This is a genomic window from Paraliobacillus salinarum (assembly GCF_014083865.1).
In the GTDB taxonomy this organism is placed as follows: domain Bacteria; phylum Bacillota; class Bacilli; order Bacillales; family Amphibacillaceae; genus Paraliobacillus; species Paraliobacillus salinarum.
In genome coordinates, this window is record NZ_JACEFA010000003.1 from 57,232 (window position 1) to 78,646 (window position 21,415).

Genomic DNA, 21,415 nt, shown 5'->3' on the forward strand with positions numbered 1-21,415 from the left:
TTTTTTTTTACCATTTTTACTGTTTTTTCTTATTCAATAACCTTTGTAACGCTTTTTTATTATCTCGTGATGTCAAAATATACAAAAAATCCCCTGATTGAATTACAGTATCACCTGAAGGCGTGATCAAGCTTTGGTCTCGAATAATCGCATTAACTAAAGTATGCTCAGGGAATGAAATCTCATTTAATGTCTTTCCATTAATGATTGCTTCTTCTTCCATTTCATACTCAATCATTTCAGCCTTAGCCTTTCCTAATGCGATAAGCTCTAATGTATGAATTGGCATCGATTTCTTCGGACCGAAAAGCTCTAATTTATCAGCTAAGACAGTAATTGTTGTTCCTTGAATCAGACAACTAGTTAATACAACAAAAAAGACAACATTGAAAATTTGCTGGCTTCCTTCTACATTAGCAAGCATAGGAAACGTGGCTAAAATAATTGGAACAGCTCCTTTTAACCCAGCCCATGATAAAAAAATTCGTTCACTAATCTTGTATCCCATGTTAAATGTAGATATAAACACCGCAACTGGACGTGCTACAATCATTAAAATAGCAGAAATAATTACACCTTGTAAAATCACTTCAAGCGTGAATAGGTCGGAAGGAAAAACAAGTAATCCTAGTATAACAAACATTAATATTTGCATTACCCACGCAAAACCTTCAGAAAAACGAAATACGGAATAACGATATGCGATATCCGCATTACCAATAATAATAGCAAGAATATAAACAGCTAATAATCCACTTCCATTGAAGAATGAGGTAATCCCGTAAGTCAATAAGGCGAATGATATTGCAAAAATAGGATACAACCCACTAGAATCTAAATTAATTCGATTGATAGCAGCAACAGAAGTTTTTCCTAATATTACACCAAATAATAGCCCCAATCCCATTTGAAGGAAGAACGTTAGTGACAATAGTAAAATATTTGTATTTGCATTAGTAATCCACTCGATTAGAGCAACAGTTAAAAATACTGCCATTGGATCATTTGAACCAGATTCAGCCTCAAGCGTGGAACCTAATCTTTTTTGAATTGGTTGATCCTTTAAAACAGCGAACACAGCAGCAGCATCTGTTGATCCAACAATAGCACCAAATAATAAAGCAATTTCCCAATCAACAGATAGTATGTATTTTGCGGCAATAGAAACTAATACGCTAGTGATGAGAACACCTAATGTCGCTAATGACAAAGCTGGTTTAATCACAGGTTTTAAATTACTCCAATTCGTTTGTAAACCACCTTCAAATAATATAACAATTAAAGCAAATATACCGATAGCTTGGGCGATTTGAGCATTATCGAAATAGATAATCCCTAGTATATCGCTACCTACCAACATACCTATCCCGATAAACAATACAAGCGCAGGAACGCCTAACCTTGCAGAGAGCTTTGTTGTAATCACCCCCGCAATAAATAGTATAGCAATAAATAATATAAACGCATCAGTTTGAACAATTTGTGTGAACATGTATCCCTTCCTTTTTTAATATAATAAAATTTATAGATTGAATAAGGTAAAATACCTTAATTGAAAATGAGACTATACAATTTTTCTTCTATCTATTATATCGTAAAGCAGTAGAATAATTAACTAGCACGCTCAACCATAGAAAAAGGGTACTGTTCTATCAGCACCCTTTTTAACTAGATTAAATTCCTAATAAAGCTAGTACGGCGATTATTAAAATGATTGGTGTAAAGATAAAGAACCAAAAGAAAAACAAAGCTAAAGCAGCAATAATTGCCATTGCGATCCCCCCAAACCAAAGCGAATTTGTGCGGCCTCACAATAATAATTTATGAAATTGTTTTTAGAAAGTATAGACCAACATAAAGTATCTTTTAAAATTAATATAAGTACACAGTTGAAACTATTAAAGTATAGGTAAAAGCATATATTGCATCACTTATAGACTAGTACACTTACTATTTTATAAAATCTTCGTATATATAAAGTAAATCAAAGAAGGTAGGTGTATTCTCTTGCAACACCAAGTAATTCATTTAAAAAAAATAAGCAAAGGAAAGTTCGAGCAAATTAAACCATCTTCTAATAAAACAACGGATCAATCTATTAATAGAAACAAAAATCATTCAGCCATATTTATTGAGGAATTACGCAATGAATGGAATAAAAAAGGGTTAAATACGTCCGAAATTGATAAATTTGAAGCGATTCTCAATGCGCTGAAACAACCAGCAGTTCAAGAAAAGATGCAAGCTATTCTAAAGAAAGTAAAAGGTTTTATTACAAGTGACCCACTGAAAGGAGTATGTAGCAAAATGACAGATTCACAAGTCAATGATTTTTTGAAAAAGTTATTGGAGCAAAAGGAAACAAAACAGATGATGGAACAAATGCTTAGTAATCCAGACTTCTCAAATAACGCGATGGACTTGATGAAAGATGTAATGAATGATGAAAATAAATCAGCTTGGTTGTCTGATATGCTTGGTTCAACGATTGATTTGAATAAGAAAGAATAGCATTTCCTCGCCAATCTTAAAAATGTGCATACACAAGGACGCATGCAATAATTGCAAGTGCATTACTTCTTGTGTATGCTTAAAATAAATAGAAATTATTACATAAGGAGTCATATCATACATGAAATTAATTGCTACAGATTTAGATGGAACATTATTAAATGAAAATGGCGAGGTCAGCGAAAGAAACGCACAAGCATTAAAGACAGCTATGACACAAGGCGTTCAAGTTGTTGTAGCAACAGGTAGATCCTATCAATCAGCAAACAAAGCAATTCAAGCAGTAGGATTAAACCTTCCAATCATAAGCTTAAACGGAGCAAGCATGTACAATGTACTTGGGGAAAATTTAAAAAGTATTTCACTTTCCAAACACTCAAGTCGTAAAGTTGTAGAGCAATGTCAATCCAACGAAATATATTTTGAATTATATACAAATAAAGGTGTACTTTCACCTGATCGCTCACAATTTGTTGAAGTGATGGTTAATATTATGCTATCAGCCAATCCGACCATGTCACAAGAAGAAATAGAAAAGCGTGCAGAATTACGTTTTCAGGAAGAAGATTTTAGTGTAGTTACTGATTTCCAATCGGTCATTGATGACGAGTCTATCGATATCTATAAGGCTTTAGCTTTTTCATTAGAAGCAGACATTCTAGATCAAATTAGAGCGACATTTACTGAGAAAGATAATATTGTTATAACTTCTTCAGGGCATGACAACCTTGAGTTCAATCATCCGGACGCGCAAAAAGGTATTGCTTTATCATTATATGCGGAAGAGAAAAATATTGATATGAAAGATGTAATGGCCATTGGAGACAATTTCAATGACCTTTCCATGCTAGAAGTCGCAGGACACAGTGTAGCAATGGGAAATGCAGACCAAGCAATTAAGAATGCTTGTAAAACAATTACAGCGAAAAATAGTGAAGATGGTGTCGCTATAGCAATTGAGAAACGATTATCCTAACTTTTATTAATTCAACAATGTAACATGTTTATGAGTAACATAAGCTTTCATACGATCTTTTTTTAGCAAGTAACACATATTTATCAAGACTGATCAATTCAAGAACAGTAATTCCATAAATATAGACATACGCCCGCAACACAAACGGATACCTTACATAGATTATAGTAGTCAAGACAGTAAGGTGGTGAAAAAATATGGGTTACTATGGCGGTTGCTGCCCTCCACAACAAGGTTATGGTTATGGTGCTGGTGGTGGATTTGCGTTAATTGTAGTTTTATTTATTTTGTTAATCATTGTCGGTGCATCTTTTTATTAAAATCAATTAAGCAAAAGTGGCAAAAAGAAAATTTATTTCTTTTTGCCACTTTTTCTATTTACTCGATTACCACATACAACTTTGTGGATTTAAACTGCATGGTCTGCTTCATATAATAACTGGTCTAATTCCTGTGTGTATTGTTCTTTCGCTTGATTAGACCAACTGAATGTATCACTCATTTTATTAATAACCGCTTCTTTTTTCTCTTTGACCCAATTGATATCAAAGAACAATGCGCCTGTTCTACGAATAAAGAAATCGACTGGTTTACAGGTCGCTTCGTGCATAATACTATATTGTAGCATCGCAGAAGTCACAGGATCTAAAATATCCTTTTGTGCCAATGCACGCTGGTAATAATCTAAGAACACTGGTACATTTGAACCGTATCGTTGAACAAGCATAGCAGCGTGATCATTCGTTAGGCCAAGTTCTTCTCCTTTTAATATCTGTTCCTGTTTATATTTTTCAAATCCTTCAGATCCGTTTACGTCACCACCAGATATAGGCAGGTGTTTCGTATTACTTTTATCATACATAATTCCGTTTTCTTTCACTATTTTATCGCAAATTACTTCTACCACATCTTCTGCCATTTTGCGATAACCTGTTAATTTTCCACCTGCAATAGAAACAAGTCCAGTATCTGATTCGAAAATTTCATCTTTTCGAGATATCTCGGAGGGGTCCTTACCTTCCTCAGCAATTAACGGACGTAAGCCGGCCCAACTAGATTCAATATCATCGACAGAAATTTTCTGATCCGGAAACATAAATGCAATAGAATTCAACACATAATCACGATCAGATTTCGTTACTGTTGGATGGGAAATATCACCTTCATAAACCGTATCTGTCGTACCTACGTATACTTTACCTTCCCTTGGGATAGCAAACACCATCCGACCATCTGGAGTGTCAAAATAAATAGCTTGCTTTAGCGGAAAACGTGATTGATCAAAGACAAGATGAATCCCTTTCGTTAAACGCAATGTTTTTCCTTTTTTCGATTTGTTTTTTTCTCGAATATCATCTACCCATGGACCAGCAGCATTAACAACATGGCTTGCTTTAATGTCATATGTTTCACCAGTTAATTGATCAACAACAGCTACTCCACCTACACGCCCATCTTGATACAATAGATTAGACACTTTTGCATAATTTAATGCAAGTGCCCCTTTCTCTACAGCTTTCTTCATTACTTCTATTGTTAGTCGAGCATCATCTGTTCGATATTCTACATAATATCCCGCACCTTTTAAGCCATCTTCTTTTAACGTAGGTTCATAATTAATTGTTTGTTCCCGACTTAGCATTTTTCTTCGTTCTGATTTTTTTACACCTGCTAAAAAGTCATAGACACGCAAACCAACATTTGTTGATAACGGTCCGAACGTACCGCCCTTATAGAAAGGTAGCATCATCCATTCGGGTGTTGTTACATGTGGCCCATTTTCATAAACAATTGCTCGTTCCTTTCCGACCTCAGCTACCATCTTCACTTCAAACTGTTTTAGATAACGTAGCCCTCCATGGACAAGCTTAGTAGAACGACTAGAAGTTCCTGCAGCAAAATCCTGCATTTCTAATAGTCCTACCCTCAACCCTCTAGTAACAGCATCAAGCGCGATACCCGCGCCTGTAATGCCACCACCAATAACAATTAAATCTAATTTATTCGACTGCATTTGTTGGTACATTTGTTGACGATCTTCTTGTAAACTTGAGAAGGTCATTTTGTTGTCCCCCTTATGAACATCTGTAATTACTTAAATTCTCTAGTTGCTTTTACTGCTTTTTTCCAACCATTATATAGTTTTGCTCGTTCTTCTCCTGCCATTTTACTATCAAACTTATGATCGACTTGCCACTGCTCGGTTATATTATCTTTGTTATCCCAATAACCTACTGCTAAACCAGCTAAATATGCTGCACCTAAAGCTGTTGTTTCAGTTACCTTAGGTCGTTCAACCGGAACATCTAATACATCACTTTGGAATTGCATTAGGAAGTCATTTGCAACCATCCCGCCGTCTACACGTAGCGTTTTTACATCTATACCAGAATCTTCAACCATCGCAAGCAAAACATCTTTCGTTTGATATGCAATCGATTCTAATGTTCCACGAACGAAATGTTCTTTTGTAGTACCTCTTGTTAAGCCGAATACTGCTCCACGAGCGTCACTATCCCAGTAAGGTGTTCCTAATCCAACAAATGCTGGAACGAAATATACCCCTTCTGTTGATTGGACATGTGTTGCGTAACTTTCTGATTCACTAGCTTTATTAAACATTCGCAGTCCATCCACTAACCACTTCACCGCAGAACCTGCAACAAAAATACTACCTTCTACAGCATAGTTTACTTCGCCATCTAAACTACATGCTAACGTAGTAAGTAAACCATGATCAGATTTTACTGGTTCGTTCCCTGTGTGCATAAGCATAAAGCAACCAGTACCATAAGTATTTTTCACCATTCCTTTTTCAAAGCACGCTTGACCAAATAATGCTGCTTGCTGATCTCCAGCCGCTCCAGCAATAGGTACATTCTCACCATAGAAATGATATCCAACTGTCTCACCATAAATTTCAGAAGACGATTTCACTTCTGGTAACATGCTTTTGGGAACGCCTAAGATATCTAAGAGTTCTTGATCCCATTCTAAATTGTAGATGTTATACATAAGTGTTCTTGATGCGTTAGTGTAATCGGTAACATGTTCTTTATTTCCTGTTAATTTATAAATCAACCAAGTATCGATCGTACCGAATAGCAGTTTTCCTTGTTCTGCTTTTTTACGAGCACCTTCTACATTGTCTAATATCCATTTTACTTTTGTACCTGAGAAGTAAGGATCAATTAACAAGCCTGTTTTATTACGAAAAGTATCTTGGTAACCTGCTTCTCGCAATTCACGGCAGATTTCTTCTGTTTGTCTAGATTGCCACACAATCGCTTGATATATTGGCTTACCTGTTTCTTTATCCCAAACAACTGTTGTTTCACGTTGGTTCGTAATACCAATACCAGCAATTTGCTTCGGTTCAATATCTGCTTTTCTTAGTGCTTCAGCAATACAAGCTAATACAGATGTCCAGATTTCATTTGCATCATGTTCAACCCAACCAGCTTGTGGAAAAAATTGTTCAAACTCTCTTTGACCTATTCCAACAATCTCACCGTCTTTATTGAAGATTATCGCTCTTGAACTAGTTGTCCCCTGATCAATTGATAACATATACTTTTCCATGATACTTCCTCCCCAAAATAAATTTATTAATTTATACTGCTTCTTCTTCTGAAGATATTGTAACTGATTTTGCAGTTGACTTATTATTATTTAACTCTTTAGCTAAAGCTAATCCTAGTATAATTAATACCACAGCTGACATTATCCAAAATAGCATAGATATTTCTCCCATAAAAATTGCATTATAGAAAACAGCACCATATACGCCGCCTACAATTGGACCGAATACAGGTATCCATGCGTATCCCCAATTTGATGAACCTTTACCGAATATCGGAAGAACAGCGTGGGCAATTCTTGGACCTAAATCTCTGGCAGGGTTAATTGCATAACCAGTGGTTCCTCCGAGAGACATTCCAATTGCTATAATAAGTAAGCCGACAATTGCTGGGTTTAGACCTTCCGTAAACTGATTAGCTCCAATGAATAGCAACCCCATCACTAATACGAATGTACCTATCATTTCACTAACAAAATTGGATGGTGTACTTTTTATAGCTGGATCAGTAGAAAATACGGCTAGCTTTGCGCCTTTATCCTCTGTTTCTCTCCAATGTGGTAAATATTGAAAAAACACAATTACTCCACCGATGAAACCACCAATTACTTGAGCGCTAATATACATCGGAACTTTTTCCCATGGGAATTCACCAATAGCAGCGAATCCTAAAGTTACTGCGGGATTAATATGCGCACCGGAAACATTTCCGACAGCATAAACTCCCATCGCAACAGCTAAGCCCCATCCAATAGTTATGAGTACCCAACCTGCACCTTCCGCTTTAGATTTCTTTAAAACTACGCCACCTACAACACCGCCACCAAAAATAATAAGTATCATCGTTCCAATTAATTCAGCAATAAACTCCGACATTTAGCTCACCCCTCAGTTTATTTTGACTTTACCCCATTTTCAAGGTAATGAAGCACCCAAGCTAATTTTATTTGAGAGACCATAAAAAAGTCCACATAGCTATAGCACACCGCTTCCTAGGAAAGCATGCTACAAACTGTGTGGACTCCATATCTCCCGCACTTTTTTAACTTGTTGGTTTAAATAGTATAATAACTTGAAAGCGGTGTCAATAGGTTTGCATATTTTTTAAAAGATTAATTTATTAAATCTATCATATGTGAAAATAAATACGAAATAGTTATTATAATTACTTTTTAAAGCAATTGTTTATGTGAAGTAGTAATTGCAACAGCTCCAACTTGAAGCGCTTGATTGACTTGATCTTTATTTTTGATTAATCCTCCAGCAATAACAGGAACTTTTGTACGATCAATAAATTCACTAATAACTGTTGGCATAATGCCTGGTAAGACTTCTATATAGTCTGGTTGGGATTTCTCAATCAATTTAATATTGTTTGCTATCGCTGAGCTATCGATAGCGAAGCATCGTTGAATAGCTAATATGTTATACTTTTTCGCTAACGCAATAACACTTGTCCTTGTAGATATGACACCATCGACTTTGACAAGACGCACCAAAAATTCCATACCATAGGCATCGACTTTTAATCCATTAATTAAATCGGCATGAACAAGTACTTTTTTATGATGTTTCTTTGCATGTCGAACGAGTTGAGGTAATTGTGAAATTCTAGTTTCTAGCATGACCATAATTTGATGGTCGCTTTCGATAATACGCTCAAAATCTTTCATATTACGAATAGCTGGTATAACTCCTTCTATTTTCATATAGTATCTCCTTTTGCGATGTAGTGGTAGATTGAAAGATTATTAAAAGTAATTAATAGCTATCTTTATACTATGTGAAGTTGTATTAGAAAAGCAAACAAAAGCCCCAGCAATTAGTTTTTTCTAACGGCTGGAGCTTTTGTAATTTCTTTATAGTTACATTTTACTTTCCTAAATAAGCGGTTAACATCCATAGAGTCTTTTCTATTTCTGTTTTATAGCCAATATACAGATCTTCTGTAACATTATCATCTGCTGCGCCGGCTAATTCAATTCCTTTTTCTAAATCAGACTGAATTATCTTATAATCATCTACAACCAATTCAACCATCTTATCTGATGGAATTTCCTTTTTATATGGTGTTTCACTGAGGCTTGAATGCTCAATAAATTCTGAAAGTGTGGAATATGGCTCTCCGCCAATAGTTAATAAACGTTCTGCAAATTCATCAAATTTTGCGTTCACATCACCATATAACTCTTCAAATTTTTCATGTAATACAAAGAAATTTGTTCCTTTAACATACCAATGATACTGATGTAACTTGGTGAAAAACATACCATGTGTAGCTACCAATTGATTTAGATGATTTTTCAATGCTTCGTTTGATGTTGTCATTATATCCACTCCTATTTTAATAATTATTACTTTATAATTATTATAAAGTAATAAAGGTGTTTTGTCTACCTTCTTGACTCAAGTTCTAATAACTTTTTCTTTACATCTATTCCCGATCTGAAGCCAGTTAAACCACCGTTCTTCCCAATAACACGGTGACACGGAATGAAAATTAATAAAGGGTTAGCAGATATAGCGTTGGCGACGGCTCGAACTGCCTTAGGACGATTTATTTGTGTAGCAATTGAACTATATGTGCTTACTTCACCATAAGGTATGGTTTGAAGCGCATGCCAAACTTCTCTCTGAAAAGCAGTTCCTTCAAGATCTATTGATATCGACGGACACTTTTTCTTTTTATCCAAATAGGTAGACAATTCTGTAACGTAAGACTCTAAAGCTTTTGATGAATGTATTACTGTAAATTCACCGTAATACTTCTGTTTCCATTTTCCCCAATATTGTTCATCCATATCAACACAACCAAGAAAACATAGCCCTTTTTCAGTTGCTATTAAGAAGTAGGATTGATTATCTTGAGTTAAGTAGTCATAGTATAGTTTTTTAGCCATTATGTTATACATCCTATCGATTTAGTTATATGTTTATTATAGATCATATTTTAGATATAGAAAGACCTACAATTAAATAATTGTAGGTTAAGTAAGAACATGCTATTAAATAATTTAATTCATACTTGTTAGTGCTTGTTCCATTTGTTCTTGATTCATTGGACCAAATGATTTCTTCTGTATTACTCCATTTGTATCAATCATATATGTGGTTGGGATTGGGCGAATACCATAAGCTAGTGCCACTTGGTTCCCTTCATCTAATAAAATAGAGAAAGTTAAACCAAATGAATCAACGAAATCAACAACATCTTGTTTCGCTGTCTCTGTACTGATCAAGTTCACCGCTAAAACTTCTACATCATTGTCTGTGTAAAAATTCTGCATTGCTGGCATTTCAGCACGACAAGGCGGGCACCAGGTTGCCCAAAAATTTAACATTACTTTTTTTCCACGATAATCTGACAATGAAACTTGATCTCCAGATAAAGTCTCTAATGTAAAATCAGGGGCTGTATTGCCAACATTTAAACCAATCTCGTTCGCTGAAGATTGATCATTGTTAGCCGATTCTTCGTTTTCAATTAATTCTGTTTCATCTGTTGCTTGATAATTTTGTTCTTCCTCTGTTATTTCTTCGTTTTGTTCTTTATCTCCATCATAAACCAAATCAAAAATCGCCCAACCAAACATTCCTGTTATTACTAATACAATAATCGCTTTTTTCAACTCACTCACCGCCTATCCTAAATTCGAAAACCAAGTGCCTTGCACCGCTCGCAATAATAAATTTGATAATTTAGCTATTTGACCAGTAAACAACAGGACACCGAATACGATCATAATCGCTCCACCAATTTTCATGATCTTATTACTATACTTAACTAACCATTTTGCATAACCTAAGAAGAAAGTTAAAATTAGGAAAGGTAAAGCGAATCCGATAATGTAAAAGATCGTATAAACCGCTCCCTCAGAAGGGTTTGTCCCTGCAATTACTAAAATAGATGCAAAAATAGGACCAATACAAGGTGTCCACCCTGCAGCAAAACCCATTCCAACAAAAAAGGTCCCCACTAATCCCATAGGTTTACGTTTTGTTTTGAATCTTTTTTCTTGCATTAATGCCGGAACTTTAAGCCATCCACCGATAACAAATCCCATAAAGAGAACAAAAATACCTGCTATACGTTGAATAAACAAACCAGATTCACCAGATAACAGACCTTGAATCCATTGACCCAGAAAGGAAACACCGATGCCTAAGCCAAGAAAAACGAGAGAAACACCTAACAAGAAAAATATAGAATGAATCAATAATCGCATTTGTACTTTTCTTTGCTTTTCTCCTTGAATATCCTTCACACTAATCCCGGTTATGTAAGATAAATAGACAGGGAATATTGGTAATGTACATGGAGATAAGAAGGAAAGCACACCTGCAAATAATGCCAACCATATTGTAATATCAGCTATTGGTTCCAAAGTTGTCACCCTCCTTTTTCATTAAAATTAAAGCTAATCCTAGAACTATAAGTAATAAATAGAACCAGCTATGTAATGGAAACGTAAATACAAACATCGTTTTAAAGAAGGATAATACAAGCTTCGTTCCTCCAAAAACCATGATCATCATACCTACTAAGTATTGATTTCGCAATTTAGTTTGCAATAACAGCCATAAGATAAGTAATAGGAAATGTACACTCAATTCTATGATGGACACTTCCGTTTTCATTACTAAAAGCTGTCCAATCAAAAAACTAAAAGAAGACATTAGAAACACAATAAAAAAGCTTAGAGACATATTAACTATTGATTTGCTTTTTAGTTTAATTAAATATCCTACATATAACAACAAACCAACAAAGGCAATATAAAACGATGTGGATTCACTTGGAAAAGCTAAAACCGCTATCGGATCGTCGATGAAAAGCGACAAATTTAATGCAATTTTGCTACCTATTAGTATTAAAATAAAAGTAAGCAGCATACTCGTAACGTTATCTATGTAATTATTTTTTTCTTTTTTCTCCATTGGGCTTGTTAACCAAAAAAATAAAATACCAATAACAAAACTTGCGACTAATAGAAGTAATGATGTTTTCAGCACTAATGACCCTATCATAATTGCTTCTGGCATACGAAGAACTCCTTTACTAATTACGTTCAGCAATTATCATGTAATTGCTATCATTGATTTCTTTTGTAATAATATTGTTAAAGTGGTGGTCTTTTAATAGTGTCACTAATTTAGAAGATGGGATTCTAATTTCTAATGGTGGCCCTGCCTCTGTATGAATCGCTTTAAAATCAATCAACATTATTCTTCCACCATGCTTTGTTACTCGCGCTATTTCTTTTATAGTTGTATCTAGGTGGTCTACTTCGTGCAAAACAAATGCAGAAATTACTTTATCTAGTATTTGGTCTGCTAAAGGAATAACATTTAAATTACTTACTATTGTATTTATATTAGATATGGACTGCTTTGATGCAGCTTCCTCCAATAGTTGAATCATGCTGGGTTCAATATCAATTGCATAAACAGCGTTATTCGTTTGTGTTGCAGCAGGTATAGTAAAAAATCCAGCACCTGCTCCTAGGTCAGCAACGACATCGTTTTCATTTATAGATAAATTATCAATTAATTTCTCTGGCTGAAGTAATTCATAACGTTCATTTGACATAAGTTTATTGACGTGATCCAGGTTAAATCGTTTGTTTAGATGATCCATTAAATACTCCCCCTCCTCATAACTACCCACACTTTATACCACTGGAGGTATCAAGTCAATCATAACGCAGTATGTCTATTAAAAAGGCTACTTTAGTCTTAATAACCAAAGTAGCCTTAGAATTAATTATTTACTTTTATTCAGAACGTTTATTAAACGATCTTCTATTTCTTTTGCCTTGTCATTTAGTGACGGGTCGCTTACAAGTTGAATTAATTCTGTTGGTCTTGGCATGCCTAATTTAGTTTGATCTCCGTCCTTATAAACTACTAGCTTACAAGGTAAAAAATATCCAACCATTTGATTTTCATGTAACATATCATGCGCCTCTTTAGGATTACAAACCTCTAAGATGAGATACGGCTGATCAAAATCAAATCCTTTGTTATTCAATGTGTCTTTCACATCGAATTTCCATAAGACACCGAATTTCTCCTCTTTTAGATTTTCCTCTAAAGAATGGACCACTGCTTCAATCGTTTTATCAGAAGTTACTGTATAATGAAACATTTTAACAACTCCTAACTATAAGATTTAAATTTATTCGCCTTTTTTAACCCAAAACTTAATAACTCCATCTTCTTCAACATCTTTTAGAATTTCATGACCACCTGATTTTGCCCATGCAGTTAAATCACTTTTTGAGCCTTGATCAGTTGTATGAATTTCTAAAATATCACCTGTTTGTAATTCAGCGATTGCCTTCTTTGTTCTAACGATTGGCATTGGACATGCTAATCCTTTTGCGTCTAATACTTTAGTTGCTTCCATTTCAAAATCCTCCATTTTATAATAAATATTTTTTTACTTAACTTCACCATTCCATGCTAGCATTCCACCAGTCATGTTTGTTACATCAAAACCTTGTGAATCTAAGAAACCACATGCATTACCACTTCTTCCACCTGAACGACAAACTAAGTAATAATGTTCATTTTTGTCTAATTCGTTTACACGTTTTTCGATTTCTCCCAATGGAATGTGAATTGCTTCAGGAATCTTACCCTCAGCTACTTCAAAATCTTCACGCACATCAATAATGTTTACATTTTCTTTGTTTTGTAATTTTTCTGCTAATGCATCTGCACTAATCTGTTTCATTTTTAACCCCTCCAATATTAAATAAATAGATTTACATTACCATCTTCAGCGTCACCAATATATGCTGCAACGCCACCATATTCTATTTCATCTAACAATTCATCTTTTTGTAATCCTAATAGATCCATTGTCATTGTACAAGCAATAAACTTCACATCTTGTTCTTTTGCCATATCTACTAAAGTAGTCAAATTCATCGCATTATGCTTTTTCATCACTTTGTTGATCATTACTTTACCCAAACCAAAGAAGTTCATTTTTGATAACCCCATTTTTTCTGGGCCTTGAGGCATCATTTTACCAAACATTGACTCAAGTAAACCTTTCTTCACTGGTTGATGATTATCTTTTCGTAACGCATTTAATCCCCAAAACGTATGGAAGATTGTTACTTCATGATCATAAGCTGCCGCACCGTTTGCAATGATATATGCAGCCATTGCTTTGTCATAGTCACCACTAAATAAAACGATCGTTGTTTTTTTCTTTTCTGCCATATTCATTCCTCCTACATGTTACATTATACACAATATACACATACCCGTAAAGGTATTTAGTTTGTTTTTTCAACTTAAAATATCCATCCATATCTTCACTGCTGTAAGAGCAATCAATACGGCTAATGTCGTTTGAAGTATCTTCGTATTAATTTTCTTACCGGCTTGCGCTCCTAAAGGCGAAGCAATAAGGCTTGCTACAATCATAATAATTGCCGGGATATAGGCAACTTGACCTGTTGTTATCTTCCCAATTGTAGAACCGATTGAAGATATAAATGTAATCGCTAGTGAAGATGCAATTGTCATCCTAGTTGGAATTTTTAATACAACGAGCATAATTGGAACTAATAAAAATGCACCGGCTGCACCAACAATACCTGCTCCAATTCCAACAACAAAAGCTAAACTCGCAGCAATTGGTTTATTAAATGACACTTGATCTAACGGGATATCATCTACCCCTTTTTTAGGGATAAACATCATACCCGCTGCCAGCAATGCAAGTACTCCATAAACAAAATTAATCGATGCTTCAGGCATAAATTTCGAACCATATCCACCAATCAAACTTCCTAATAGGATTGAAACACCCATATACAAAATTAGTGATTTGTTAAGATAGCCACCTTTTCGGTAAGCCCATACTCCACCTATCGTAGCAAAAAAGACTTGGACCGCGCTAATTCCTGATACTTCATGCGCTGAAAAAGCTGCCAAACCAAACAATGGTGGAATATACAATAGCATCGGATATTTTATAATTGATCCACCTATTCCTAGCATACCCGAAAGAAATGACCCTATAAACCCGATTAAAAATACAATAACTACAAAACTGATTGTGATCTCCATATTCAATCCACTCCTATACCGTTATCTTAAGGTGAGAGAAGAGGAATATTCCTCTTCTCTCATACAGTTAAATTATTATCTTACTGCACAACGGTTAGGACCAATTTCCATTTCACGTTGCTTCTCAGAATCTGGTTCAATTTTCCCCATGTTTGTTTCTCTAATTTCTTGATAAGCATTCGGTTGTGGTGGTAGGTTCTCTGTTACCATTTGGCGGAAGGTTGTTTCATCATCCACATTTAAGCCATGATTTTCTTTAAATAAATCTCCAAGCTTTTTACCTACTGTTCCATCTTCATTTAATTCATCTACAATCATAAAGTGGGCTGGTAGAACAACTAGTTCATCAGAAAGCTGTTTATATTTTGAATATAAGCTATTTCTTAAGTCTCCTACCCAATCTTCTGCTTTTCCTGCAAGATCCGGTCTACCGATTGAATCGATAAAAAGTATATCTCCAGTTAACAGGTACGAATCATCAATAATAAAAGATGTTGATCCGATAGTATGACCTGGTGTGTATAATGCATTAATATCAATCGTTGATGCACCAACTTGAATTAACTGACCATCTTTTAAAGGATTATAAGAAAATGTTACTTCTGTCGCATCTTTTGGTGGTAACCAGTATGATGCACCTGTTTCTTGTGCTATTAAGCGTCCACCAGAAATGTGGTCAGCATGCAAGTGTGTATCTAACGCATGTTTAATTGTTACATTTTTTTCTTTAGCAAAGTTAACAAATACATCTGTCATTCTAACCGGATCAATTACAGCTGCTTCCTCACCTGAGACTACCATATAAGATAGGCAACCTTTTCCTATACGAACGAATTGATATAATTCCCCGCCACCATTCAATTCTCCTACTCTTACCGGCTCTAAATGTTCACTCCAAGCCTTCATTCCACCTTCAAGATAAGAAACATCTAGTCCAGCTTCTGATAACATTTCAGCTACCATTACAGATGAACCTTCTTTCGCACAAACAACTAAAATATCTTTGTCTTTAGGTAGCTTATCTAAAATGCTTTCTACACCATCAATCAACTCAAAGTACGGGATATTTAAATAGTCGAATTGATGTCCTTCTACCTTCCAATCTTCAAAAGCATCTTGATTTCTCACATCTAAAATAAATAGTTTTTCATTGTTAATTACTTTCTTCGCTACTTGACCTGGCGTCATTGCTTTCATCGTCATAATAAATCCTCCAATTTTATACTTTTTATACTCTTTTGTTTACTATTTAGCCATAAAAGTAGGCGCATGTACTAAATAATAGTACGAGCACCTAATGATTTATTTTTCTAATGCAGCCATAATTTGATTTGGATCAAATCCAACAATCCATTTGCCATTAACTTCAGTTTGAGGAACCCCCATTTGACCTGTTGATTCTACAACATAGCGCATTGCATCTGGCTTCTCTTCTACATTCACTTCTTCAAAAGGAATGTTTTGATCTGTTAAATAATTTTTCAACATGACACAATAAGGACAAGATGTCGTTGTGTACACTTTCATTTGACTCATTTGTTAATCCTCCATTTTTAAAAGTTTCTAAATACCTATAAGGGTATATTAACAGCGAAAAAAATATAGTGCAATTAAATTGCTTACTCTTAATATATACCCCCTTAGGTATAATGTCAAGAGAAAATAATGTACTTTTTTTAATTCTAAAATGAACACCATTATTATAGTACAGAAAAAGTTCTTGAAGGACGCAGATGACCTTATTCATTTATTTTGTTCTTCAACCGATCATATTCTTCCTCTGAAATTTCACCTTTTGCTAACCTATATTTTAATATATCTAAAGCATTGTTTGCTTGATTACTTTTTTCAGATGAACCATTTTTAACAACCCATACAACTAAAATGACTAATCCTATTAATATGATTAACCCAAAAAAACTAAATCCAAACATACCATTCCCATACCAATTTGTACCATGCATCACACGTATCATCCTTTCCTTGTTTAATTAATTATTAAAACAACTAGTGACTAACTAACTTCTATCAGATAAGATTCGATGATAAAGGCTAACAGTGATATTGCATCCCTTTATCATCGAAAACCTATATATGATATACCCGATCCCCGCTTCAAAAAATCATAAATTAGCTCATTAATCAAATATTATTCATGGCTAATTTATTTGAATAAATACTATCAATTGTGCTGAATAATAGATTTTTAGGAACAGGCTTACTGTACCAATATCCTTGGAAATAGTAGCAGCCTAATTTTTTTAACAATTCCACATGTTGCTTTGTTTCCGTTCCTTCTACAATTACCTCTAACCCTAATGTGCGTGCCATTTCCATAATTGCTTGTACAATCGCAAAGTCATTATTATCCTCGTGTATATTAGTAATAAACGCACGGTCTATTTTTAAATAGTCTAGTTGAAATTGTTTTAAATAGGATAAAGAAGAATAGCCTACACCAAAATCATCTACAGCAACTTGAATACCTAACTCTTTTATTTGCTGTAAAATTCTTATGGATAGTGATAAATCATGCATAAGCATACTTTCTGTAATTTCAAAAATAATTTGGTTAGCAGGGCATCCTGTCTCATTTAATATTTTCTCAACTATTGAAATAAAGGTCGGTTCTTCTAATTGTGCATAACTAATATTTATTGATGCTTTGATTGAATTACCTTGATGGCGCCATTTCACAACATCTTGACATACTTCTTGCAAGACCCATGTCCCAATCGGAACAATCCATTTTGTTTCTTCCGCAATAGGTATAAATTGATTTGGTGAAATGATTCCTAATTCCTCATGCCTCCAACGAATCAAAGCTTCAACACTTACTACATCATTTGTTTTCGTATCAATTTGCGGTTGATACCACACTTCAAATTCCTCTTTATTCAAAGCATGATATAACTCATTTTGAAGCGTAAATGAATCAATCGCCCCTTCTTCCATTCCTTCACTATAAATATGATACTGTTGCTTTCCTTTTCTTCTTGCTTCTTTTAAAGCTAATTCTGCTTCGAGTATAACACCTTCTGTTGATTGCTTATTAAATAAAGTTGCACCAATACTTACTGTTGCGACAAATTCTTTTGATTGATAATACCACGAAATATCCAAACGATTTAATAGCTTTTTGAGCGCTTCTTCTAATATTCGATTGTTTTCTATATCATTAATTAAAATAGAAAACTCATCTTCACCCGTTCGACCAATAACTGCCTCTGGAAAGACTTCTTTTATCAGATCCACTACATTCGTTAGGACATATTCGTCAGCACCTTGACCAAATGTATTACTTATCTCTTTCATTTGATCAAAATCTAATACAAATAATGCTTGGTTATCTGTAAAATTCAAGTGTTTATCTAATAATTTTTTAAAATGATACCTATTTGGCAATTGAGTTAGTCCATCATAATACAACACATGATTTAAAGAACTTTCGAATTTCTTACGTTCTGTCACATCTTTCGCTACGAGAAGGATCTTATACTGATTTTCCTCATCATCTAGAAATTGTTTACCATCAACATCGACATAATGAGTCACACCTTGTAAATCCTTTAACTCAACCTCTACTCTATCAAACTCGACACCATTTTTTAATTGATCAACTAAAGCTAACAATTTATGCTTAGAATCATCTACTAAAGCATCTATAATGGATGAAAAGTCATACTTCTCACCTATTAATCTTTTATGTGAAGGTGACATATACTCCACCTTTAAATCCTTTGTAACAACTAATATGAAATCGGTAGAATTATTTGCTATTAAACGATATCTTCTCTCATTCTTTTTAATACGTTCTAAATACTCTATGCTTTTCAATGAAAAACTTAGTATGGAAGCATAATTTCTTATAGTATCTAATAGAATGGCATCTAACGGTTCTTCTTCTTTAGAGAACCCAAAGAATACGCCAAGTATTTGCTGATCCTCACTAACTATAGGAGTGATACAAAAGTGATGAAAATCTGCTTGAATTAACAAATTCCAATAAAAACCGAAAGAATCATCTGTTACCATTTCTTTAATTATTTTTTGATTATCATTAAGAATCATATCAATATAATTCTTTCGAGAATCATTAAACGTTAAACCATCCAAATCACTCTTTAATTGATCGGGTACTAAAGTAGAGCCAAAGCATTGAATAATTTTTTGTTCATCATCTAAACGTAAAATGATACAGCCTATGTCTAAGTGGTCTTCTATCATTTGGCAAGAGTCAGTAATCGTTTTAAAGATGTCATTTGAAGAAATTATTTTCTTTACCATCCTAAACTGATTTTCCATAAATATTTCCTGAGTTCGTTTTTTCGTGATATCCTCTTGGATGCCTATAAAAGATGTTAGTCGTCCGCTTTCATCATAAATTGGGTTAATTCTAAGCGAATTCCAAAAAGGTGTCCCATCCTTACGATAATTTTTAAGTTCTATTTGAATCGGTTGTTCATTCTCAATTGCTTGTCTAATCTTATCTGTATTTCTTGTATCTTCACCCTGTAGAAAACGACAATTCTCTCCTATAATTTCTTCACGCTGATAACCAGTTATTTGTTCAAACCCTTCATTTACATACACAATAGGATTATCATTTTGTTTTGGATCAGTAATTAACATCCCTGATGATGATTGTTCAAATAAGTGCTGGAAAACTTTATTCTCATTAATCACTTCTAATAGTTTCTTCTCTTTAGCAAGTCGACGCTTCACTTGGTCATCATGCTGTTTCACTAAGACACGAACCATAAAATAGATTAATATCATTGTAAATAAAACAAATAAAAACCCTTTGATGGTTTGCAGCTGAGCCAGACTTTGCGAATCATCTGTTATTATATTCAATATATGATCTGAGGACACGACCCAAGCTAAACCAAAAATAAGATAAATAATGCTCACCTTTAAAGCAGACTTCACAATCGTTCACTCCTTAAAGCATGCAAATTATGTTAAATAAACTAGAGAAAATATATCGATTGTTATAAGTTTCTTTTAAATACTTAGTTATCACTACCACTTTTTTGTACGGTTTAGTCAAAAAATTTATAAAAAACAAATAAATAGTCTATACATTTATTGCTTTAATGAATATAGAAAAGACTGCCTAAAAAGTTTCATTAACCATTTAAACAGCCATTTCCATTAATTTGATTCATTTATTTGTTTTTTCATATCTTCTTTAAGGTCATCTCGAACACTATTATCCCAAATTCGAACACCTGCATGATAAGCAGATCTCGCCATCATAAATCCGCCAATAGGTGCAGTAATAAACACAAAAACAATGGTAAGGATCAGCTTACCACTTACTTGACCATGTGTAGCAGCATAGAAGATGAAGAGGCCGATCATTGAACCAATGACACCAAATGTTGATGCTTTTGTTGCAGCATTTATTCTTGTATAAGTATCTGGTAAACGAATAATCGCTACAGCACCTAGCAATGTGAATAATGCACCAACTAAAACAAAAAAACTAATCACTATCTCTATCAATGATAACCCCTCCTTCCATATATTTAGATAATGCTACTGTCCCAAAGAAAGATAAAATCCCTAAAACAAGTAAAATTTCCGTATAGACCAAAGTATCTTGAATAATCATTAGCATACCAACGAATCCAATCATCGTTATTCCCAACAAATCTAATGCCACGATGCGATCAAACATAGTTGGCCCTTTAATCATTCGAATAAAGCAAAGGAGAATTGCAACCGATAAAATAACTAAGACAATCCATGCCACTGTATCAAGCATTAATCAGTCACCTCCAAGATGCCTTTTTCAAATGTTTCTTTAATTCCAGCTATTACAGCTTCCTTATTATCAATGTCTAATGTGTGAATATACAATGTCTTCTGATCATCTGAAAATGACATGACGAGTGTACCTGGTGTCAACGTAATTAGACTGGCAAGTAAGGTTACTTCAATTCCAGATTTTAATTCTGTTGGATATGCGATAATACCAGGTTTAGCAGTCATTTTTGGAGACAAGACAATTTTAGCTACATTTAAATTCGCAATAATCATTTCTTTAATAAAAATTACTACTAATTTAGCAAAAGCCACTACCTTGGAGAAATAAATATCCGCTTTTAGAAAGCTTCTGAATAGATATAATAAAATTACCCCAAGAAAATAACCTACAATGAATGTTCCAAATGAGTAATCATTAGATAACAACATCCAAATAAGAGCTAAACTCAAGTTTAATAAAATTTGTAAAGCCATAGCACTAC

Annotated in this window: 26 protein-coding genes; 3 read left to right on the forward strand and 23 right to left on the reverse strand. The window is 34.1% G+C overall.

Going from position 1 to position 21,415, the window contains the following annotated elements:
- Window positions 1-16 precede the first annotated feature (16 nt).
- The gene (locus tag HP569_RS04345) at window positions 17-1,492 is read right to left on the reverse strand and encodes a potassium/proton antiporter (protein WP_182199939.1); all 1,476 of its coding nucleotides are present in this window, start codon (window positions 1,490-1,492) and stop codon (window positions 17-19) included.
- 515 nt (window positions 1,493-2,007) lie between these two features.
- On the opposite strand from HP569_RS04345, the gene HP569_RS04350 reads away from it, so the two are divergent.
- From HP569_RS04350 to HP569_RS04360, 3 genes are all read left to right on the forward strand, one after another.
- Window positions 2,008-2,511 (forward strand): hypothetical protein, encoded by a 504-nt coding sequence (locus HP569_RS04350; protein ID WP_182199940.1) that lies wholly within the window; start codon window positions 2,008-2,010, stop codon window positions 2,509-2,511.
- Between the two features lie 121 nt (window positions 2,512-2,632).
- A complete protein-coding gene (locus tag HP569_RS04355) occupies window positions 2,633-3,487 on the forward strand; it encodes a Cof-type HAD-IIB family hydrolase (RefSeq protein ID WP_182199941.1) in 855 nt (284 codons plus the stop codon).
- Between the two features lie 197 nt (window positions 3,488-3,684).
- Window positions 3,685-3,807, forward strand: coding sequence for a YjcZ family sporulation protein (locus tag HP569_RS04360; RefSeq protein WP_182199942.1), 123 nt, complete (start codon window positions 3,685-3,687; stop codon window positions 3,805-3,807).
- 89 nt (window positions 3,808-3,896) lie between these two features.
- Here HP569_RS04360 and HP569_RS04365 read toward each other — a convergent pair whose 3' ends face one another.
- The 22 genes from HP569_RS04365 to HP569_RS04470 form a co-directional block, all read right to left on the reverse strand.
- Window positions 3,897-5,549, reverse strand: coding sequence for a glycerol-3-phosphate dehydrogenase/oxidase (locus tag HP569_RS04365; protein ID WP_182199943.1), 1,653 nt, complete (start codon window positions 5,547-5,549; stop codon window positions 3,897-3,899).
- 29 nt (window positions 5,550-5,578) lie between these two features.
- Window positions 5,579-7,069 (reverse strand): glycerol kinase GlpK, encoded by a 1,491-nt coding sequence (gene glpK, locus HP569_RS04370; RefSeq protein WP_182199944.1) that lies wholly within the window; start codon window positions 7,067-7,069, stop codon window positions 5,579-5,581.
- A 31-nt stretch (window positions 7,070-7,100) separates the two neighbouring features.
- Window positions 7,101-7,943 carry an MIP/aquaporin family protein gene (locus tag HP569_RS04375; RefSeq protein WP_182199945.1) on the reverse strand — a complete coding sequence of 281 codons (843 nt, stop codon included), beginning with the start codon at window positions 7,941-7,943 and terminating at the stop codon, window positions 7,101-7,103.
- A 296-nt stretch (window positions 7,944-8,239) separates the two neighbouring features.
- Entirely contained in the window at window positions 8,240-8,776 is a 537-nt protein-coding gene (locus HP569_RS04380) for a glycerol-3-phosphate responsive antiterminator (RefSeq protein WP_182199946.1), read from the reverse strand.
- A 163-nt stretch (window positions 8,777-8,939) separates the two neighbouring features.
- Window positions 8,940-9,395, reverse strand: a complete 456-nt coding sequence (locus HP569_RS04385) for a Dps family protein (RefSeq protein WP_182199947.1) — start codon at window positions 9,393-9,395, stop codon at window positions 8,940-8,942.
- Window positions 9,396-9,460: 65 nt separating this feature from the next.
- Complete coding sequence (locus HP569_RS04390; protein WP_182199948.1) at window positions 9,461-9,967, reverse strand: methylated-DNA--[protein]-cysteine S-methyltransferase; 507 nt, start codon at window positions 9,965-9,967, stop codon at window positions 9,461-9,463.
- Between the two features lie 114 nt (window positions 9,968-10,081).
- Entirely contained in the window at window positions 10,082-10,705 is a 624-nt protein-coding gene (locus HP569_RS04395) for a redoxin domain-containing protein (RefSeq protein WP_343051098.1), read from the reverse strand.
- A gap of 3 nt (window positions 10,706-10,708) precedes the next feature.
- The gene (locus HP569_RS04400; RefSeq protein ID WP_182199950.1) at window positions 10,709-11,452 is read right to left on the reverse strand and encodes a cytochrome c biogenesis CcdA family protein; all 744 of its coding nucleotides are present in this window, start codon (window positions 11,450-11,452) and stop codon (window positions 10,709-10,711) included.
- On the reverse strand, window positions 11,436-12,110 hold the full coding sequence (locus tag HP569_RS04405; RefSeq protein WP_182199951.1) for a hypothetical protein: 675 nt from the start codon (window positions 12,108-12,110) through the stop codon (window positions 11,436-11,438). Before HP569_RS04405 ends, HP569_RS04400 begins: the two co-directional genes overlap by 17 nt.
- Window positions 12,111-12,126: 16 nt before the next feature.
- Window positions 12,127-12,705: a class I SAM-dependent methyltransferase gene (locus tag HP569_RS04410; protein WP_182199952.1), complete on the reverse strand. Its 579-nt coding sequence runs from the start codon at window positions 12,703-12,705 to the stop codon at window positions 12,127-12,129.
- 126 nt (window positions 12,706-12,831) lie between these two features.
- On the reverse strand, window positions 12,832-13,215 hold the full coding sequence (locus HP569_RS04415) for a DUF302 domain-containing protein (protein WP_182199953.1): 384 nt from the start codon (window positions 13,213-13,215) through the stop codon (window positions 12,832-12,834).
- A 30-nt stretch (window positions 13,216-13,245) separates the two neighbouring features.
- On the reverse strand, window positions 13,246-13,476 hold the full coding sequence (locus HP569_RS04420; protein WP_182199954.1) for a sulfurtransferase TusA family protein: 231 nt from the start codon (window positions 13,474-13,476) through the stop codon (window positions 13,246-13,248).
- Between the two features lie 33 nt (window positions 13,477-13,509).
- Entirely contained in the window at window positions 13,510-13,806 is a 297-nt protein-coding gene (locus HP569_RS04425; protein WP_182199955.1) for a rhodanese-like domain-containing protein, read from the reverse strand.
- 17 nt (window positions 13,807-13,823) lie between these two features.
- Window positions 13,824-14,303, reverse strand: a complete 480-nt coding sequence (locus HP569_RS04430) for a DsrE/DsrF/DrsH-like family protein (RefSeq protein ID WP_182199956.1) — start codon at window positions 14,301-14,303, stop codon at window positions 13,824-13,826.
- A 69-nt stretch (window positions 14,304-14,372) separates the two neighbouring features.
- A complete protein-coding gene (locus HP569_RS04435) occupies window positions 14,373-15,158 on the reverse strand; it encodes a sulfite exporter TauE/SafE family protein (RefSeq protein WP_182199957.1) in 786 nt (261 codons plus the stop codon).
- 75 nt (window positions 15,159-15,233) lie between these two features.
- Window positions 15,234-16,361, reverse strand: a complete 1,128-nt coding sequence (locus tag HP569_RS04440; RefSeq protein ID WP_182199958.1) for an MBL fold metallo-hydrolase — start codon at window positions 16,359-16,361, stop codon at window positions 15,234-15,236.
- A 99-nt stretch (window positions 16,362-16,460) separates the two neighbouring features.
- Window positions 16,461-16,694 (reverse strand): glutaredoxin family protein, encoded by a 234-nt coding sequence (locus HP569_RS04445; RefSeq protein WP_182199959.1) that lies wholly within the window; start codon window positions 16,692-16,694, stop codon window positions 16,461-16,463.
- 203 nt (window positions 16,695-16,897) lie between these two features.
- Window positions 16,898-17,122: an SHOCT domain-containing protein gene (locus HP569_RS04450; RefSeq protein ID WP_182200146.1), complete on the reverse strand. Its 225-nt coding sequence runs from the start codon at window positions 17,120-17,122 to the stop codon at window positions 16,898-16,900.
- A 178-nt stretch (window positions 17,123-17,300) separates the two neighbouring features.
- Window positions 17,301-20,090 carry an EAL domain-containing protein gene (locus HP569_RS04455; RefSeq protein WP_182199960.1) on the reverse strand — a complete coding sequence of 930 codons (2,790 nt, stop codon included), beginning with the start codon at window positions 20,088-20,090 and terminating at the stop codon, window positions 17,301-17,303.
- Window positions 20,091-20,315: 225 nt separating this feature from the next.
- Window positions 20,316-20,669 carry a monovalent cation/H(+) antiporter subunit G gene (mnhG, locus tag HP569_RS04460; protein ID WP_182199961.1) on the reverse strand — a complete coding sequence of 118 codons (354 nt, stop codon included), beginning with the start codon at window positions 20,667-20,669 and terminating at the stop codon, window positions 20,316-20,318.
- Window positions 20,650-20,931 carry a Na(+)/H(+) antiporter subunit F1 gene (locus HP569_RS04465; protein WP_182199962.1) on the reverse strand — a complete coding sequence of 94 codons (282 nt, stop codon included), beginning with the start codon at window positions 20,929-20,931 and terminating at the stop codon, window positions 20,650-20,652. Before HP569_RS04465 ends, mnhG begins: the two co-directional genes overlap by 20 nt.
- Window positions 20,931-21,407, reverse strand: coding sequence for a Na+/H+ antiporter subunit E (locus tag HP569_RS04470; RefSeq protein WP_182199963.1), 477 nt, complete (start codon window positions 21,405-21,407; stop codon window positions 20,931-20,933). The genes HP569_RS04465 and HP569_RS04470 overlap by 1 nt, the downstream gene beginning before the upstream one ends.
- Window positions 21,408-21,415 lie beyond the last annotated feature (8 nt).